This is a genomic window from Bradyrhizobium sp. LHD-71 (assembly GCF_031157255.1).
Classification (GTDB): domain Bacteria; phylum Pseudomonadota; class Alphaproteobacteria; order Rhizobiales; family Xanthobacteraceae; genus P52-10.
The window spans coordinates 1-18615 of sequence record NZ_JAVIFX010000023.1 but is presented as its reverse complement, the minus strand read 5'-3'; the positions used below and the strand labels follow the sequence as shown (position 1 = coordinate 18615).

The 18615-nt window shown below is 65.1% G+C and carries 17 protein-coding genes; 10 read left to right on the top strand and 7 right to left on the bottom strand.

The window, feature by feature from the left end:
- The first annotated feature begins 14 nt into the window (after window positions 1-14).
- Genes RCO31_RS23595 through RCO31_RS23585 form a run of 3 tightly spaced genes read left to right on the top strand, consistent with a single transcriptional unit; the run spans window position 15 to window position 2268 of the window.
- Window positions 15-719 (top strand): HAD family hydrolase, encoded by a 705-nt coding sequence (locus RCO31_RS23595; protein WP_308971087.1) that lies wholly within the window; start codon window positions 15-17, stop codon window positions 717-719.
- Window positions 720-728: 9 nt separating this feature from the next.
- The gene (locus tag RCO31_RS23590) at window positions 729-1922 is read left to right on the top strand and encodes an AAA family ATPase (protein WP_308971085.1); all 1194 of its coding nucleotides are present in this window, start codon (window positions 729-731) and stop codon (window positions 1920-1922) included.
- A 52-nt stretch (window positions 1923-1974) separates the two neighbouring features.
- Complete coding sequence (locus RCO31_RS23585; RefSeq protein WP_374991527.1) at window positions 1975-2268, top strand: YodC family protein; 294 nt, start codon at window positions 1975-1977, stop codon at window positions 2266-2268.
- Between the two features lie 116 nt (window positions 2269-2384).
- Here the strand turns inward: RCO31_RS23585 and RCO31_RS23580 are convergent, their stop codons facing one another.
- The 5 genes from RCO31_RS23580 to RCO31_RS23560 all read right to left on the bottom strand — a co-directional run bounded on the left by RCO31_RS23580 (window position 2385) and on the right by RCO31_RS23560 (window position 5991).
- A complete protein-coding gene (locus RCO31_RS23580; protein ID WP_308970962.1) occupies window positions 2385-3155 on the bottom strand; it encodes a sulfite exporter TauE/SafE family protein in 771 nt (256 codons plus the stop codon).
- Window positions 3139-4419 (bottom strand): CCA tRNA nucleotidyltransferase, encoded by a 1281-nt coding sequence (locus tag RCO31_RS23575; protein ID WP_308970961.1) that lies wholly within the window; start codon window positions 4417-4419, stop codon window positions 3139-3141. Before RCO31_RS23575 ends, RCO31_RS23580 begins: the two co-directional genes overlap by 17 nt.
- The gene (locus tag RCO31_RS23570) at window positions 4416-4679 is read right to left on the bottom strand and encodes a DUF6111 family protein (RefSeq protein WP_308970960.1); all 264 of its coding nucleotides are present in this window, start codon (window positions 4677-4679) and stop codon (window positions 4416-4418) included. Before RCO31_RS23570 ends, RCO31_RS23575 begins: the two co-directional genes overlap by 4 nt.
- On the bottom strand, window positions 4676-5311 hold the full coding sequence (locus tag RCO31_RS23565) for a CoA pyrophosphatase (RefSeq protein ID WP_308971083.1): 636 nt from the start codon (window positions 5309-5311) through the stop codon (window positions 4676-4678). The genes RCO31_RS23570 and RCO31_RS23565 overlap by 4 nt, the downstream gene beginning before the upstream one ends.
- 83 nt (window positions 5312-5394) lie before the next feature.
- Complete coding sequence (locus RCO31_RS23560; protein ID WP_308970958.1) at window positions 5395-5991, bottom strand: DUF1285 domain-containing protein; 597 nt, start codon at window positions 5989-5991, stop codon at window positions 5395-5397.
- A 214-nt stretch (window positions 5992-6205) separates the two neighbouring features.
- Between RCO31_RS23560 and RCO31_RS23555 the strand changes: the two genes are divergently transcribed.
- The 7 genes from RCO31_RS23555 (at window position 6206) to RCO31_RS23525 (ending at window position 17169) form a co-directional block, all read left to right on the top strand.
- Window positions 6206-7207 carry a MoxR family ATPase gene (locus RCO31_RS23555; protein ID WP_308970957.1) on the top strand — a complete coding sequence of 334 codons (1002 nt, stop codon included), beginning with the start codon at window positions 6206-6208 and terminating at the stop codon, window positions 7205-7207.
- On the top strand, window positions 7207-8133 hold the full coding sequence (locus tag RCO31_RS23550; RefSeq protein WP_308970956.1) for a DUF58 domain-containing protein: 927 nt from the start codon (window positions 7207-7209) through the stop codon (window positions 8131-8133). Before RCO31_RS23555 ends, RCO31_RS23550 begins: the two co-directional genes overlap by 1 nt.
- A complete protein-coding gene (locus tag RCO31_RS23545; protein WP_308970955.1) occupies window positions 8130-11015 on the top strand; it encodes a DUF4159 domain-containing protein in 2886 nt (961 codons plus the stop codon). Before RCO31_RS23550 ends, RCO31_RS23545 begins: the two co-directional genes overlap by 4 nt.
- Before the next feature lie 4 nt (window positions 11016-11019).
- Window positions 11020-13083, top strand: a complete 2064-nt coding sequence (locus RCO31_RS23540; RefSeq protein ID WP_308970954.1) for a hypothetical protein — start codon at window positions 11020-11022, stop codon at window positions 13081-13083.
- Window positions 13084-13293: 210 nt separating this feature from the next.
- Window positions 13294-14235, top strand: coding sequence for a CDF family Co(II)/Ni(II) efflux transporter DmeF (dmeF, locus tag RCO31_RS23535; RefSeq protein ID WP_308970953.1), 942 nt, complete (start codon window positions 13294-13296; stop codon window positions 14233-14235).
- Window positions 14236-14353: 118 nt separating this feature from the next.
- Window positions 14354-14683, top strand: coding sequence for a hypothetical protein (locus tag RCO31_RS23530; protein WP_308970951.1), 330 nt, complete (start codon window positions 14354-14356; stop codon window positions 14681-14683).
- Between the two features lie 137 nt (window positions 14684-14820).
- The gene (locus RCO31_RS23525) at window positions 14821-17169 is read left to right on the top strand and encodes a TonB-dependent receptor (protein ID WP_308970950.1); all 2349 of its coding nucleotides are present in this window, start codon (window positions 14821-14823) and stop codon (window positions 17167-17169) included.
- Between the two features lie 79 nt (window positions 17170-17248).
- Here RCO31_RS23525 and RCO31_RS23520 read toward each other — a convergent pair whose 3' ends face one another.
- Window positions 17249-17770, bottom strand: coding sequence for an N-acetyltransferase (locus tag RCO31_RS23520; protein ID WP_308970948.1), 522 nt, complete (start codon window positions 17768-17770; stop codon window positions 17249-17251).
- 52 nt (window positions 17771-17822) lie between these two features.
- Entirely contained in the window at window positions 17823-18308 is a 486-nt protein-coding gene (locus RCO31_RS23515; protein ID WP_308970947.1) for an NUDIX domain-containing protein, read from the bottom strand.
- Window positions 18309-18615 lie beyond the last annotated feature (307 nt).

The window sequence follows — 18615 nt, the reverse complement described above, 5'->3', positions numbered from 1 at the left end:
CCCTGCCCCGCGCCATGCTGATCGACATGGATGACACGATCCTGTCGGCCTACAGCAAACCCGAGGCTGCCTGGCTTGCGGTCGCGCACGAATTCGCGGCCGAACTCGCCCCGCTGCTACCGACCGAGGCCGCCGCCGCAATCGCCGCCGCGGGCCGACGCTTCTGGGCGAGCGCCGAGGCACACTGGCGACTGAAGTTGAACGAAGCACGCCACGTGGTCGTCGCCGACGGCTTTGCGACCCTTGCTGCCACGGGCAGGCGCGCCATGTCGCAAGACTTCTGCATCCGCATAGCGAACCGCTACGGCCTCTATCGCGAGGAGCAGATGACGCTGTTTCCGGGCGTGCACGAGGCAATCGACGCGCTGAAACTGCATGGCGTCAAGCTCGCTCTGGTGACAAACGGCGCCGCCGAAACCCAGCGCGCCAAGATTCTGCGGTTCGCGCTCGCAAACCGCTTCGACCACATCCAGATCGAGGGCGAGCACGGCTTCGGCAAACCTGAGGAGCGCGCCTATACCCACGCTATGGACGCGCTCGGGGTGACCGCACGCGATACATGGATGATCGGTGACAATCTGGAATGGGAGGTCGTCACACCGCAGCGACTTGGCATCTACGCGATCTGGATGGATGCGCATGGGGACGGCCTGCCCGAAGGCTCCACCATCAAGCCCGACCGCATCATCCGCTCGCTGTCGGAACTGCTGCCGGCTTGAACGGAAGGGCTGATGAAAATCCGCGAGGTGGCCATTGCCGGATATCGCTCGCTGCGAGCGATCCGCTTTCCAGTGGGCCAGCTCACCGTGTTTGTCGGCGCCAACGGCGTCGGCAAGACCAACCTTTATCGGGCGCTGCAGCTGCTCCAAGCGTCAGCCGCCGGCACGCTCTCGCGGGAGCTTGCGTCTGAAGGCGGCATGCAGTCCGCACTTTGGGCGGGCCAACGAAAAGTCAACAAACCCGTGCGGATCAAGCTGTCGGTCGAGTTGGGGGCGGAAACCGAGAGGTCCGGGCAATCACGCTTCGACTATGGCGTCGAGGTCGGTGTCGTGCATTCCTACGAGATCGACATTGGATTAAGGACGCCCACCGCAGCGGCGTTCGCCCTCGAGCCGCAGGTCAAGGAAGAGATGCTCGTCTTCCGCGGCGCCAAACGGCCGCTCACTGTGCTCGAACGCAAAGGGACGCGCGCGACGGCGATCGACAACGACGGCCGCAAGCACACGCTCAGCACCGGTCTGCTCGCCTCGGAGACCGCGCTCGGCGGCTTGCGCGATCCCGGCCGTTTCGGCGACATCGAATTCGTGCGCCAGACCATGCTGGACTGGCGCTTCTATCATGATTTCCGCAGCGACCGGGACGCACCGCTGCGACGGCCGTGCCTTGCGGTGACCACGCCGACGCTTGCCTCGGACGGCGGCGACCTCGCAGCGGTGTTTGCGACACTGGTGCATATCCGAGAAGACGCGCACGAGCTCCATCAGGTCATCGACGACGCGTTTCCGGGCGCACGCCTCGTCGTGCCCTCGCCCGACCGCACAGCCTCGTTCGGCCTGATTCAGGCCGAATATCCGCAGCGCGTGTTCGAGGCGAACGAGCTGTCGGACGGGACCTTGCGTTACCTCGCGCTGGCCGGAGCGCTGCTCGGCTACCGCCTGCCGGGCTTCATCGCCTTGAACGAACCCGAAGCGAGCCTGCATCCGGACCTGCTGGAGCCACTCGCACGGCTGATCGTCCGCGCCGCGGAGCGCACGCAGGTCTGGGTGGTGACTCACTCCGAACGGCTTGCGGCGGCCTTCGCCTCGGTCGGCGGCGTGACGCCGCGCACGGTCGTCAAGCGGAAGGGCGAAACATGGATCGACGGCCTGAAGCTCAGCGGCAGCTTCGCGCAGGACGATGATGATGAGGACGCGGACGATTAGAGCCAATTCGACAAAAGGACTCCTCGCGACATCCTTCTGTGATTGGCCTGTCATGACCCCGGCCTATCGTGCGCCCATCTTCATAAGGGAGCCGGTCATGGAATTGAAAGCAGGCGATGTGGTGGTCTTGAAGTCGGGCGGCCAGGCGCTGACCGTTGCGGAAGTCAACGACCAGAACATTGAGTGCATCTGGATCGGCGAGGAAGGCGAACTGTTCCGCGAGACCCTTCCTGCCGTGACCCTTGAGCGCGCTGAAATCGCCACCGACGAGGCCGAGAACGGCGACGACGAGAACGGCGACGAGGAAGAAGAGGACGACGGCGAAGAGACCCGCGCCGTCGCCTGATTCAGGTTCTCATCGACTTTGGTTTTATCGACTGAGGCGGCGGCGAACGGCGCCCCCGTCAGCGAGTTTCGCTGTCGTCGAACGCTGCCGCCTCAACCTTCGCCTGTCGACACACCTCATCTCAGCGCGGCGATGATCATCACGACGCCGCCGAGAATGATGACAGCGTCCAGCATGGCGGTGTGGACGCGGATCGGCAGCCGTTCGAGCAGCGCCTTTGCGATAAAGCCGCCCGGAAAGGCGACCGCGCCGATCAGCAATCCGAAAACGATGACCTGCGCCGTAACCGCGCCGGTAACGCCGAAGACGGCGACCTTGACGATGCCGATGGCGATGGTGACCGCAGCATCCGTCGCAATGACGGCTGCGCCCTCGAGGCCCGCGGCCATCAACAGCGACAGCAGGATTGCGCCCGATCCCGTGGTGCCGCCGACCACAAGGCCATAACCCGCCGCGCCGATCACGAGCCCGCCGTCGTGCAGCTTCACCGCACGTCGATGCGCCAACCGGCGCAGCGGAACGCTCAAGATCAGCATCGAGCCGATCACCAGCGCTGCGCCAGCGCCGGACAGCCGCGTATAGGCGTAAGCGCCGAGCACGCACGTAAAGGCCGCAGCCGCGATAACGATCGCCGAGCGGCGTCCGTCGATATGTCGGAAGAATGCCGCGACCCGCCCGGTGTTGGTGAACAGCGCCGAAATCGCAATGATCGGCACCACCGGCTCGGCGCCCACCATCGGCACCAGCACCAACGGCATCAGTGCGCCGGTCCCGTAGCCAGCGACACCACCTATCACGGACGCAAACAGCGTGACGCCGGTAACGACTGCGAGCTGTGTGAGCGAGATATTCGCGAAGGCGGAAAGAATGTCAGTGAGAATCGGCACCCCTCGTTGGTCCTTCCTGATCCTCCATCGCGCGATCGACGATGGCAGCAAGCTCACCCTTGCCCGACGGAAAACCTGCATCGATCCAGAACTGCTCGGCGCGGGCAAGGGCTGCGCCGAGCGCGGGGCCGGGCCGCAGTCCTCGCGCCATGAGGTCGGCTGCTTTCACGGGAAAGACCGGCGCAGCCCAGCGTGCGCCGAGCGTCGCAAGTCCTTGCCAGTAACCTGCATCGCCGCCCTTGCGCGCCCAGCCGAACAACACGCGGTCTCGGTAGCGATCAGGTCCAAGCTTGTAAAGGCGAACGCGCCCCTGCGCGTCATCGATCGAAGCGAGCCGCCACCAGCGATGCGCCATCGAGCGGAGTTGCTCGCTTTCGGCATTCGACAATCGCAAACGCACAGTCAGCCGCTCGGCGTCCTCGACGGTCGCGACCGCAAGCGCTGCAAGCCGGCGGATCACGTCAGCATCCAGACCAAGCTGCTGCTCGGCCGCAACCATGGCTGCGAACGACGGATGATAAGTGACGCCGCCGAGCAGCGCGAGCAGCAGTCCGCCGTCACTCATCTCCTGCAAGGCGGAGGCCGCGCCTCGCGCGATCAGGAGCTTCAGCATCTCGCTGCGGATCCGCTCGGCCGACAGGTTCGCGAGGCCGGCGCGTCCGGCGATGCACGCATTCAGACCATCCCGGTCGACCGGTCCTTCACCGTAGGCCGCGTGGATGCGGAAGAAGCGCAGGATGCGCAGGTAATCTTCCGCGATCCGCCGCGCGGGCTCGCCGATGAAACGCACACGGCGCTGTGCAAGATCATCAAGGCCGCCGGTGTAGTCGTACACGGTGCCGTCGGCGGATGCAGACAGGGCGCTGATCGTGAAATCGCGCCGCTCGGCGTCGCGCTGCCAGTCACGCCCGAAGGCTACCCTCGCCTTGCGTCCGAATGTTTCGACGTCCTCGCGCAGCGTCGTCACCTCGTAGGGATGCTTGCCGATGATCAACGTCACCGTGCCATGCTCGACGCCCGTAGGTGCGAACTTGATCTTCGCGGCCTTAGCGCGGCGGATGACCTCGTCCGGAACGGCCGTGGTCGCGATATCCACTTCCCCAACATCAAGGCCCAGCAGCGCATTGCGCACCGCGCCGCCGACCACACGCGCCTGCTCGCCATTGCTGTTGAGGAGCGCGAGCGCCTTGGCCACCCCGCCGCCGCTCAGCCATGGCGCGCCGCGCAAGCGATCCACCGTGCGCACTGCCGGCGCCTTGCTCACTTCTCTGCCCCCCGTACCAGTCTGCCGTTCTCGATGTGCGCCGGCACATAGGTCGATCCCGGCGGCGCGCCGGAGAAACTGGCAAGAAATGCAAAACTTGCGATGATCAGGAGCAACGCTGCCGCGGTCAGCCAGCCGATTATCGGCAGCGGCCAGGAGGTCTTGTGAAAGAGCTCAGCGCGCGTGGCGATCAGGTATAATGCGTAGACCGCGAATGGAATGAGAAACAGCCCGATTTCCGTAAGAACCGGACGGATCATCTGGCGAACATCCGCTGATAGAGAACACGCAAGATACCGGCAGTCACTCCCCAGACATAGCGATCGCCGTACGGCATCTCATAATAGCTGCGGGTGATGTCGCGAAATTCGCGCGTTTTCAAGAAGTGATTTGCCGGATTCATCAGGAATGCCAGCGGCACCTCGAACACGTCGTCCACTTCCGATTTGTTGACACGCAATTCGAAACCGGGATCCACCCGCGCGACGGTCGGCAGAATGCGATAACCGAACGGCGTACCGTAAAGATCCATATAACCGATCGGTTCGACGAACTCCGCGTCGAGTCCGATCTCCTCCTCCGCCTCGCGCAGCGCGGCGTACATCGGCGAAGGATCCGTCGGATCGATCTTGCCGCCAGGAAACGCCACCTGGCCAGCGTGGTCGTTCAGATGCGCCGCGCGCTGGGTCAGCAGCACCATCGGCTCTTCGCGCTCGACCACCGGAATGAGCACCGCGGCCGGGCGGATCGGCTTCTCCTTGGCGATGATCTCCAGCACGTTTCGCATGCCTTCATCGTCGGTCGGCGGAATGATGGTCGGATCGGTCAGCGCCGGCGGCACGTCGAACGTGAACAGCTCACGTGCGCGACGAAAGAACTCGTCCGAAGTGATTGTTACGCGCTCGAGCCCGGTCTTGTCCGACAAGTCCTTGTCCGACGACTCGTCACGCGGCACGCCAGCGGGGGCACGATCGCTCAAACGTTGTCCCTCACCTGCTCGGCGCCGGCCATTGCAAAAAAGACGCCGGCAGAACTGACGCCGAACATATCGCGTCCATTCACGATACGCTCTTCGCCGAGTTCCACCAGATCATAGTAGATGGGCCGCGTCACCTTCGCCCACAGGTCGCTGCGCACATGCAGGTACGGCATCAATCCGCCGTCCTCGGCCTGCTTGAAGCGCAGTTCGTGCGCGCTGTCGCACTCCACCCAGTCGTCGACGTTGGTGCGAAAGTGCAGACGCTGGTCGTCGCCAGTCCCATCCCTCTGCATCTCGACAGCCATGAACGGCGCGTCATCGACGCGGATGCCGACCTTCTCCACGGGGGTCACGAGAAAGTGCTTATCGCCCTCCCGTTTCAAGATCGTTGAGAACAGGCGCACCAGCGCCGGCCTGCCGATCGGCGTGCCCATGTAGAACCAGGTTCCGTCGGCGGCGATTCGCATGTCGATATCGCCGCAGAAGTCCGGGTTCCATAGATGCACCGGCGGCAAACCCTTGCTGGTAGCGGTGCGCGCCGCGCTCGCAAGTCCGTCCAATCCTTGGGAGGAGATTTGCCCTTGGTTAGCCATGGTTTGTCGTTGTCCTGCGCTGAGGCGGGTTCACTCGCCGGATCGTGATTAGCTGGTGTCTCTGTCGCCCCGATAATGCGGGAATATCGGAATTCAAGAGAATACATCAGCTTAGGTTCAGTCTAGCATAGCCCTAAATGGGTTGCGCGAGTCAGGCACGAGCCTTGCCTTGCGATGGTTGATTGTCGGCGGACGCCCGAAACAGGAGATCTGAATGGCTGCGGAAGGTGTCGAGAAACTGGAAGACGTGATTGTGCGGTCCGCGGAGCAGGTTGCGGACAGCATCAAGACTGCCAGGGAGGCCGTCGGCACCATCATCTTCGGCCAGGAGCGGGTGGTCGAGAACGCGCTGGTGACGATCCTCTCCGGCGGCCATGCACTGCTGATCGGCGTCCCGGGCCTTGCCAAGACCAAGCTGGTTGAGACGCTCGGCGTCACGCTCGGTCTCGATGCCAAGCGCATCCAGTTCACGCCCGACCTGATGCCGTCGGACATTCTCGGCGCCGAGGTGCTGGATGAAAGCACGACCGGCAAACGTTCGTTTCGTTTCATCACCGGTCCGGTGTTCGCCCAGCTGCTGATGGCCGACGAGATCAACCGCGCCAGCCCGCGCACGCAGTCGGCGCTGCTGCAGGCGATGCAGGAGCAGCATGTAACTGTGGCGGGCGCCCGTCACGATCTGCCGAAGCCATTCCACGTGCTGGCGACGCAGAACCCGCTCGAGCAGGAGGGTACCTACCCGCTGCCCGAGGCGCAGCTCGATCGCTTCCTGATGGAGATCGACGTCGACTACCCGGATCGCGACGCCGAACGGCGTATCCTGTTCGAGACCACGGGCTCGGAGGAGACCCACGCCAAGGCAGCGATGAGCCCCGAAGCACTGATGACCGCACAACGGCTCGTACGCCGACTGCCGGTCGGCGACTCGGTGGTTGAAGCGATCCTGTCGCTGGTCCGCTCGGCACGTCCCGGCCCGGACGGCGGCGAAGGCGCCAAGCACATCGCCTGGGGCCCCGGCCCGCGCGCGAGCCAGGCGCTGATGCTTGCCGTGCGCGCCCGCGCGTTGCTCGACGGGCGGCTTGCGCCATCGGTCGACGACGTTCTCGATCTCGCAGAGCCGGTTCTCAAGCACCGCATGGCGCTGACCTTCTCGGCGCGCGCAGAAGGCCGCACGGTCAGCGACGTGATCGGCCAGCTCAAGTCGCGGATCGGTTGATGGCAGAAGCGTCCCTTCACACCGCGGGGGAGATCGAAGCAGTTAGACGCGCCGACGGCGAAAGTCGCTCGCTGGCCGCGTCGCTCCCGCGCCTCGTGCTGGAAGCGCGCCGCATCGCCAACAATGTCATTCACGGACTGCATGGACGTCGGCGTGCCGGCGCAGGCGAGAGCTTCTGGCAATATCGCCGCTTCACCAGCGGCGAGCCTGCACAGAACATCGACTGGCGTCGCTCCGGCCGCGATGATCATCTCTATGTGCGCGAACAGGAGTGGGAAGCGGCGCATACGGTGTGGCTATGGCCGGACCGCTCGGCGTCGATGGCGTTTGCGTCGAAGAAATCCCGCGACAGCAAGCTCGAGCGGGCACTGATCGTCGCCTTCGCGCTGGCCGAACTGCTGGTGGAGGGCGGTGAGCGCGTCGGCGTTCCCGGCATCATGCATCCGACCGGCAGCCGCAGCGTGGTCGACAAGATGGCGCAGGCGATCCTGCACGATACCACCGCGCGCGCGAGTCTGCCTCCCTCCTTCGTGCCCTCGTCGCTGTCGGAGATCGTCGTGCTGTCGGATTTCTGGTCGCCGATGAGCGAGGTTCAGACGACCCTCGCCGGCCTGTCGTCCACCGGCGCGCACGGCACGCTTGTGCAAATCGTCGATCCCGCCGAGGAGACATTCCCTTATTCCGGCCGCATCGACTTCATCGAACCGGAAGGCGCAGGCACCATCACCGCCGGTCGGGCCGAGACCTGGGCGACCGACTACCTTGCCCGCGTGGCGCGGCATCGCGACGAGATTCGCGACGAGACCCGACGCCTCGGCTGGCTGTTCTCGGTGCACAACACTGATCGCTCGGCGGCGGAGCTGCTGCTGTTCCTGCACGGCGGCATGACGGTCAACAAGGGTGGCCAGATCGGACGCCACGCATGATCGGCAGCCTCCCCATCGCTTTCGCGCAACCGCTGATGCTGCTCGGCCTCGTCAGCCTGCCGGTGCTGTGGTGGCTGTTGCGGCTGATGCCGCCGCGCCCGCGGCGCATCGACTTTCCGCCGACCCGACTGCTGTTCGACATCGCCCCGAAGGAAGAGACTCCGGCGCGCACACCATGGTGGCTGACGCTGATACGGTTGCTCGCCGCAGCGCTGGTGATCTTTGCGGCCGCGGGACCAATCTACAACCCGATCACGGGCGCGACGCGTTCGACCTCGCCGCTCGTCATGCTGATCGACGACGGCTGGAGCGCCGCAACCGGCTGGGAGACGCGTATCCACTCGGCGGATGAGCTGATTGCGGCCGCAGAGTCCGACGGCCGCGGCGTGGCGCTGATTCCGATGTCGGAGCCTGCGCGCGACATCACACTGATGCCGGCCGGCAATGCGCGGATCGCGCTGCGCCAGCTCTCGCCAAAGCCCTATGCGGTGGAGCGGGTCGACATGCTGCCCGCCATCGGCCGTTTTCTGAATGCGACCGGCGACGCCGAGATCATCTGGATATCCGACGGCGTCGATACCGGACGTGGCTCGGAGTTCGTTGCAGGCCTTCCGGGCGCGATCGGCGATCGCCAATTGACGATCTATGACGGCGGTGTCGCGCCGGCCCACGCGCTGGCAGCAGCTGAGAATGCAGCGGCACGCATGGTGGTGAAGGTGCTGCGTGCGGGCGCAGGCACGCCCGAGACCGGTCTTGTGCGTGCGCTGGATGCGAAAGGGGCGCCGATCGGCGATGCGCGGTTTGTCTTCAATATCCAGGATACGGAGACGGAAGCTGCCTTCGACATGCCGGTGGAGTTGCGCAACGATGTGACACGGCTGGAGATCGCCGGCGAGCGTTCGGCCGGCGCCGTGCAGTTGCTCGACAAGCGCTGGCGCCGCCGCGCGGTCGGCGTCGTCAGCGGCGCGACTTCCGACACGGCCCAGCCGCTGTTGGCATCCACTTTCTATTTATCGCGCGCGCTCGGACCGTTTGCCGACGTTCGCCTCGGCGAGCGCGCCGCACCGGCGACGGCCATCGGCCGCTTTCTCGATCAGAAGCTGCCGATGATCGTGCTGGCCGACGTCGGCACGCTCGGCCCGGACATCCGCGAACGGTTGAACGCCTGGATCGCGCAAGGCGGCGTGCTGGTCCGCTTCGCAGGCCCGCGCCTAGCTGCGGCAGACGACGACCTGGTTCCGGTGCGGCTGCGGCGAGGCGGACGCAGCCTCGGCGGCGCGTTGACCTGGGAGAAGCCACAGTCCCTCGCGGCCTTTGCCGCCGATGGCCCGTTCGCCGGTCTCGGCGTCGCCAAAGACATCACGGTCAGCCGCCAGGTACTCGCCGAGCCCGACGCATCGCTGACCACCAAGAGCTGGGCCACTTTGGGAGACGGTACCCCGCTGGTCACCGGCGAGCAGCGCGGCAAAGGCGTGGTTGCCCTGTTCCATGTCAGCGCCGACACGCGCTGGTCGGATTTACCGCTTTCAGGTACATTCGTGGAAATGCTGAGACGCATCGTCGACATATCGGGCTACACCCAGACCGCGGGTGCAGGTCCAGCGGGCGAAGCGACCACCGAGACGGTAGCGCCGACGCGCATTCTCGACGGCTTCGGTGCGTTCGGACCGCCGCCTTCCAACGCCAAGCCGCTCAAGGCCGACTATCGTGACCGCGCAACACTGGATCATCCGCCGGGCTTCTACGGGCCCGCCGACGGACCGCTCGCGGTGAACACGCTGGCCCCCGCCGACCGCATCGCCACGCTCGACACGTCGGCGCTGCGCGCACGCCATGCCACCTACCGCAGCGAAGAGCCGCGCGACCTGCGCGGCTGGCTGCTCTCGGGCGCGCTCGGCCTGTTCCTGCTCGATGCGCTGGTCGTCGCCATGCTGGGTGCGGGCGTCGCCGGTCTGTTCGGACGGCGACGGGCGACGGCCGCCGTGGTCGCGCTGATGTTCGCGGCCGCCGCGGTTCTTTCGAGCCTGCCCGCTTCGGCACAGAATGTGCCGGCGCAGAATCCGCCTTCGCAAAATGCCCCTGCACGGAATGCCTCTGGAAAGAATGCCTCTGCACAGACTGACGAGACAAACATCAAGGCGGTGTCGCAGACGCGTCTCGCCTATGTCGTCACCGGCAACAGCGACGTGGATTCGATCGTTCAGGCCGGCCTTTCGGGGCTGACGCTGTTTCTTGCGCAGCGGACCGCGTTTGAAGGCGGCGATCCGGTCGGCATCGATCCGGCGCGCGACGAACTGTCGTTCTATCCGATGATCTACTGGCCGGTGATCGCCGGCGCACCGCGCCCGCCGCAGGAGACGCTGAACAAGCTCGACGCCTACATGAAGCAGGGCGGCACGGTGCTGTTCGACACGCGCGACGCCGTCGAGGCGACACCGGGCAGCGAATCCGAGACGCCCGGCATGCTGACGCTGCGCAACATTCTCGGCTCGCTCGATATCCCCGAACTGGAGCCGGTGCCGCGCGAGCACGTCCTGACCAAGACGTTCTATCTGCTGCGTGACTTCCCCGGCCGTTTCACCAACGGCCAGACCTGGGTCGAAACGCTCCCGCGCGAAAACGACGAGGGCGACGATGCGGCCGCGCGCCCGGCACGCGGCGGCGACGGCGTCTCGCCGATCATCATCACCTCGAATGATCTTGCGGGCGCCTGGGCGCTCCGCCCCGACGGACAACCGATGCTGCCGCTCTCGCCGGGCGAACCGCGTCAGCGCGAATTCGCGTTCCGTGCCGGCGTCAACATCGTGATGTATCTGCTGACCGGCAACTACAAGGCCGACCAGGTTCACGTGCCGGCGCTGATCGAACGCCTGGGACAGTAGCGCCATGCAATACGGCCTCGCCTTCGCACCGCTTGTACCTGTGCCAGTGCTCTGGATCGGACTGGCGGCAATCGTCGTCATCGCGGCGATCCTGTTGTTTGCGCGCGCGCGCGGCGCGGCGATCCGCGTCGGAGCGCTGGCGCTGATCCTGCTGGCGCTCGCCAATCCGTCCTTCACACGCGAGGACCGAGAGCCCCTGTCGTCGGTCGCCGCCGTGGTGATCGACAAGAGCCCGAGCCAGAATTTTGGCGATCGCACACGCGAGACGGAGCAGGCGCGCGAAGCGCTGGTCGACCGGCTGAAGCAGATCAAGGGGCTGGAGGTCCGCGTGGTCGAGGCCGGCCAGGCGGACGGCGAAACGGACGGCACGCGCCTGTTCACGGCGCTCACGACAGCGCTGTCGGATGTGCCGACCGACCGCGTCGCAGGCGCTTTCCTTGTCACCGACGGCCGGGTGCACGACATCCCGGCGAACGCGTCCGCGCTCGGCTTCAATGCGCCGGTGCACGCCCTGATCACCGGCAGCAAGGACGAACGTGACCGCCGGATCGCCATCGTTGCGGCGCCGCGTTTCGGCATCGTTGGACAGCCGCAAAAGATCACCTTCCGCCTCGATGACCAGGGTGTCACCGGCCAGCGCGCCCAGGTCGCCGTGCGCCGCGACGGACAGACGATCAGCCAGCGCACAATGATCAGCGGCCAGACCACGACGATCGACGTCGACGTGCCGCATGCGGGCCAGAACATCGTCGAGATCGAGGCTTCGCCGCTCGAAGGCGAGCTGACGCCGGTGAACAATCGCGCGGTCGTGTCCATCGACGGCGTGCGCGACAAGCTGCGCGTCTTGCTCGTCTCCGGCGAGCCTCACTCCGGCGAACGCACGTGGCGCAACCTGCTGAAGTCCGACGCCAGCGTCGACCTCGTGCACTTCACGATCCTGCGTCCGCCGGAAAAGCAGGACGGCACACCGATCAACGAGCTGTCGCTGATCGCATTCCCGACGCGCGAACTGTTCCTGCAGAAGATCAACGAATTCCAGTTGATCATCTTCGACCGCTACGCGCGGCAAGGCGTGCTGCCGATCGGCTATTTCGAGAATATCGCGCGCTATGTGCGCAATGGCGGCGCGGTGCTGGTGGCCGCCGGTCCCGATTACGCCAGCAACACCAGCATCTGGCGGACGCCGCTCGATACGATCTTGCCGGCCGAACCGGTCAGCGTGAATGAACGCGGCTTCCATGCACGCGTCAACGACCTCGGCAAGCGCCATCCGGTGACGCGAGGGCTCGAAGGGGCCGGTAGCGAGCCGCCGAACTGGAGCCGCTTCTTCCGTCAGATCGAAACGCGCAATGTCACCGGCTCCTCGATCATGGAGGGCGCTGACGGCAAGCCGCTGCTGGTGCTGTCCCGGCAAGGCGAGGGACGCGTGGCGCTGCTGCTGTCCGATCAGATCTGGCTCTGGGCGCGCGCCTATGAGGGCGGCGGACCCCATCTCGATCTGCTGCGGCGGCTGTCGCACTGGCTGATGAAGCAGCCGGATCTGGAAGAAGAGGCCTTGCGGCTGTCAGTGCAGAACCGCGATCTCGTCGTCACCCGACAGACGATGACCGAGGAAATCCCGCCGGTGACGGTGACCTCGCCTTCCGGCGCCAAGCGCCAACTCAATCTGGCGATGACCGAACCCGGAGTGTGGCGCACGAGTTTCACCGCGGACGAACTCGGCCTGTGGCAGGCGACCGATGGCAAGCTGACCGCGCTGATCAATGTCGGCCCGACCAACCCGAAGGAATTCTCCGAGGTCACCTCGTCCACCGACATGCTGACGCCGCTGACGCAGGCGACCGGCGGCGACACGCGGCGGGTGATGAACGGATCCTCGCTCGAAATGCCGCGCATCCTGCCGGTCCGTGCGTCCAGCCTGTTCCGCGGCGACGGCTGGCTCGGACTGAAGATGCGGGAGGCGAGTGTCGTCCGCGGCATCGGCGTGCTGCCGATCTTCGCCGGCGTGATCGGCCTGTTGCTGCTGCTCGGTGCGTTTGCCGCCACCTGGCTGCGCGAAGGCCGCTAGCCTGCAAGAACAAGGCGTGTCGTCCCGGCCAAGCGAAGCGCAAGCCGGGACCCATGACCACCGTGGCCATGAATCACGTTGATTCGGTGCGAACTCTTCCAATTCGATGGCTATGGGTCCCCGCTTTCGCGAAGACGACCCTGAATATGATATTGATCGTACCGGACCAGGCCATCGCGCCTTGGTTCGGCGGTCGCAGGAGTCCCGTGCATGCACACACATTCACTCGAGCCATGGAAGCACCATCACGGTTTCCTGGGCGCAAGACATGATCACCACGCGCGCCGGACCTGGCTGGTCGTTGCGCTGACGGCGGCGATGATGGTCGCCGAGATTGTCGGCGGCACGGTGTTCGGCTCGATGGCGCTGGTCGCGGACGGATGGCACATGTCCACCCATGCCGGCGCGCTCGCGATCGCCGGCTTAGCGTATCATTTTGCCCGCAAGCACGTTCATGATCCGCGCTTCACGTTCGGGACCGGCAAGCTGGGCGAGCTGGCGGGATTCGCGAGCGCAGTCATCCTGGCCATCGTCGCGCTGCTGATCGCTTACGAGTCGATGCAGCGCCTGCTTGCGCCCGTGCCGATCAGCTTCAACGAGGCCATCGTCATCGCGGTCGTCGGCCTTGGTGTGAATCTCGCAAGCGCATGGCTGCTGCGCGAGGACCACGACCACGGTCACCATCACGGCCACGACCACCATCATCATCACAGACACCATGACAGCAACCTGCGCGCCGCCTACCTGCACGTGCTGGCCGATGCCCTCACCTCCGTTCTGGCGATCGCCGCATTGCTGGCCGCGCGCTTTTACGGATGGGTCTGGATGGATCCCGCCGTGGGGATCGTCGGCGCGGTCGTGATCGCTTCATGGTCGATCGGCCTGATCCGCTCGGCCGGCATTGTGCTGCTCGACATGGTGCCGGATGCCTCGCTCTCCTCGCAGATCAAGCACAGGCTCGAAATCAAGGGCGACCGGGTGAGCGACCTGCATCTATGGCGCCTCGGGCCGGGACATTCCGCCCTCGTGGTCTCAGTGGTGTCGGACGAACCAAAGGATCCAGCGGTCTACAAGGCGCGTCTGGGGGGCCTGCACGGGCTGTCCCACGTCACGGTGGAGGTTCACCCCTGCAAGGAGCATGGCGGCCATTGACACCGCGCGCCGGCCCTGAAATGTTACATTATAACATTTCCGATCGGGGTGATCTGGAAAGCGGCGGGCGCAAATGGGGTGGCTGCGAGCAAGGTTGAGGTTTGGCGCATGCGCGGCATTGATCGCGCTGGCGCTCAATCTTGGGCTTTCGTTCGGCCATCACCACTTCAGCGGAGTGCCGGCGCAGCACGATATCGCCGCCATCGAGCATTCGCACAGCGCGGCCCCCGACGGCGACAGCGAAGACGACCACGATCACGACGGCTCGTCCGCGATCCATCCTTGCTTAACCTGCATCGCGCTGACAACGGCGGCACTCGCTGCCGGGCCGCTCGTTCTTCCCGTGCGCGCGTCGCCGCTGCACGGCGTTCTCGCGGCGGCCGCATCGTCCGCCACAGAAGGCAGACACCACACGAGCTTCGAAGCGCGCGCGCCGCCGCAATCCTGATCGCGATTAGCCATCGCCGTGCGATCCGCGATGCCCCGGCTCGTTGCCGCGGCTTGCGACCATCACCTTAAAATTCCGTCAGGCGGAAGCCTGCGCCGCGCGTGCGCTTGCGACACGCCCTCAGGACTCAGACCCTCATGCTTTCTTCATTCCAGCGCGCGCTGCTGTGCTGCGCTTCGACGCTCGTCATCTCTGCATCCGCAGATCGTGCTGCTCAGGCGCAAGGCGCCGTCACGCTTCCCCAAATCACGGTGACGGCACCAAGCCCCATCACCCGCAGGCCGGCCGCGCAGCCGCAGCAGCCGGGCAGCGTCACCCTGCCGGCAGTTGCAGAAGAGCCCCAACAGGGCATTCTGCCGATCGTCACCGACCAGTTCGCGACCGTGACGGTCATCCCAAACGAGGAGCTGCGTCGTGAGGGCGCTCCGACGCTCGGCGACCAGCTGTTCGCCAAGCCGGGCATGACTGGCTCGAGCTTCGCACCGGGCGCCGCCAGCCGCCCGATCATTCGCGGCCTCGACGTCAATCGCGTCGGCATCGTCGAAAACGGCGTAGACAATGGCGGCGTGTCAGACCTTGGCGAGGACCACTTCGTTCCGGTCGATCCGCTCGCGACCAACCAGATCGAAGTGATCCGCGGACCCGCCGCGCTGCGCTGGGGCTCGACGTCGATCGGCGGCGTCGTCAGCGCCACCAACAACCGCATTCCGGAAGCGCTGCCCTGCGGGCCGACGCCGTTGCAAACCTATGGCTACAGCGTGGTTGCTCCCGGACCGGCGGCCGGATGCATCACCGCCGAGACGCGCTCGGCCTTCTCCACCGTCGATCGCGGCGTCGAGAGCGGCGTGCTGATCGACGCGGCCGGCGGCAATGTCGCCTTCCATGCCGACGCCTATGGCCGTCGCAATGGAGACTACGCGATCCCCGGCCATCCCTATCTCGATGATCCGGATCATCCGGTCGGCGGCCGCCAACCCAACTCGTCGGCTCGCAGCTTTGGCGGCTCGGTCGGCGCCTCGTATATTTTCGACGGCGGCTTCATCGGCGCGTCGATCACTCACAACCAGGCGCGCTATGGTATTCCCGGCCTGCACAGCTCGGAGCTGAATGAGCGGATCGACGCGCGCCAGACCAGAGTCAACGTCAAGGGCGAGTATCGCCCCGACTCGCCGATCGTCGACGCCGTTCGTTTCTGGCTCGGCGTCACCGACTACAAGCACAACGAACTTGGGCTAGAAGACGCCGCCGATCTCTGGAGCGATACGATCCACCAGACCTTCACCAACAAGGCGCAGGAAGGCCGCCTCGAGGTGCAGTTCATGCCGTTCGATGCGCGCTTCGCCGAGATGACGACCGCGGTCGGCCTGCAGGCAGGACATCAGGAGCTCACCGCATCGAGCCCGGAAAATCCCGGATCGCTCTTCAACGGCCTGTTCGATCCGAACGAGAACACGCGCGTGGCGGGCTACCTCTTCAACGAATTCCGCTTCTCGCCTGCGACGAAGGCGCAACTGGCGGGTCGGGTCGAGCATGTCAATCTCGACGGAACGATGCCGAATTTCCCTTCGGACTTCCTTCCGGACGGCGTGCCGCAGATCGGCATCGGTCGCAACCTGTCGTTCACGCCGGTCTCAGGCAGCATCGGCCTCATCCACGAATTGCCGGGCAACCTGGTCGCGAGCATCACCGGCCAGTATGTCGAGCGTGCCCCGAAGCCGGCGGAGCTGTTCTCGCGCGGCAGCCACCACGCAACGGCCACCTTCGATATCGGCAATCCAAACCTGAAGATTGAATCCGCACAGTCGATCGAGGCCAGCCTGCGTAAGGCAAAGGGCCCGTTCCGCTTCGAGGCAACCGTCTTCTATACGCGCTTCAACAACTTCATCTACCGGCATCTGACCGGCGCCTTCTGCAACGACGATTTCGACTCGTGCCATACTCATGACCACGCCCATGAGGAGCCCGAGCACGAGGAACCCGCCCATGAAGGTCACGGCCACGCCGATCATCTTCACCAGGCCGTCTATACGCAACGCGACGCGATCTTCCGCGGTGGTGAATTCCAGTCCCAGCTCGACGTCGCGCCAATCTTCAACGGCGTCTGGGGCATCGAGAACCAGTTCGACGTGGTGCGCGCGACTTTCACCGACGGCAGCAACGTGCCGCGCATCCCGCCGGCGCGCATCGGCGGCGGCCTGTTCTATCGCGATGCCAACTGGTTCGCACGAATCAACCTGCTGCACGCGTTCGCGCAGAAGGATATCGCCGCAGAGGAAACAGAGACGGCAGGCTACAACCTGCTGCGCGCCGAGATCAGCTACCGAACGCCGCTCGATCCGCAACGGTTCGGTGCGCGCGAACTGACCGTCGGTGCCTACGGCAATAACCTGCTCAACGAAAAGATCCGGAGCGCCGTGTCATTCACCAAGAACGAGGTGCTGATGCCCGGCGTCAACGTGCGGCTGTTCGCAAACCTGAAGTTCTAGATCGCTTTTCGATTAGCTTGATCGGAAAGCGCTCTGGATTTTTCGCGGAAAACCGGTGTCCACTTTTCCGGCAAATGCTCTAGCCGTCACGTCGCGCAAAATCCCAGTCCGGGCGGACACGCCCGGACACGCCGTCGAAGGCGCCCTCGTGCAACTCGGCGATCAGCACGCGGGCATGGTCGACGGGACCCGGCATGATGGCGCGGCCGCGTGGCACGGGCTTGAACCCGACGCGGCTGTAGTAAGGCGCATCGCCAACCAGCAGCACGAGGCGTTCTCCCTTCGCCTTCGCCTCGGACAAGCAGCGCTCCAGCAGCATGCGGCCGATGCCATGGGCGCGAAACGGCGGCTCGACCGTCAGCGGCCCCAGCATCAGCGCCTTGGTGTCGCCGATGCAGATCGGAAGCTGGCGCACTGAGCCGACCAGCAACGTGCCGATCCGCGCCGTAAAGGACAGGTCGAGCCTGTGGTCGACATGCTCCCGCAGGCGATAGGCGCTGAGCACGAAACGGCCCGGGCCGAACGTCCGCTCATGCAGCCGCTCGATCGGCTGCGCGTCGGCGGCGGTCTCCGGCAGAATCGTGATGGAAAGTTCAGGCATCGGGTGCCGCGCTTAGCATTTGACGCAAGGGACGTCCACAATCTCAGCCGGCCTACCTCCAGTCCGGCGAGATCGGCTCACCCTGGACCGCCTCGCCGATCCGTCGCCGTGTGCCTATTGTGGTGCCGTCCGGCAGAGCCTTCTGGTCGAAAAAGCCGCAGTCGATGATCTCGCGATTGGGCAACGGCTTGGCCGGCTGATCAAACTCGCGCACGATATAGACGACGACGTGATCGCGCCGTGACACGTGGCGGTTGAAGTAGACGCCGTGCAGCACCGGCTGCCCGTCGAGAGCGATGTTGCCCTCCTCGTGCAGCTCGCGGCGGAGCGCATCAAGCGCCGTCTCGCCGACCTCGACGCCGCCGCCCGGCAGGTGCCACCCCTCCACGTAACTGTGCTTCACCAGAAAGACTCGACCTTGCGCGTCGAACACCAGCGCCCGCACGCCGAAGGTCATGCCGCGCGCAAACCGCCAGTAGAGATGCAGGCATCGCCGGATCACCGGCTCGAACATGATGCGGATGCGGGAGAGGGTCATTGCAGGGCCATCCGGCGGGGCCAGCGTCCCGGTTCAAGCGTTCGTATCACGTTGCGGTAACCTCGTCTGCGAAACGTTAGAGCCAAGAGGGACACTGGCAACTTCAGTTAAGCTAGTGTCCTTTTGGTTTTTGACGCTCGTACGAAGAAATCGCGGCGAGCCGATACGGGCGTCAGAGACAGGACACGAGTGTCCCGAATCCGAAGTTCGCTATACTTTGCAGCGAGCTCAGAGCGAACTTCGGATTCGATCAGGACACTAGCAAGTTTATGATTCTAGTGTCGTTTATGGATCAGAAATTCGCACG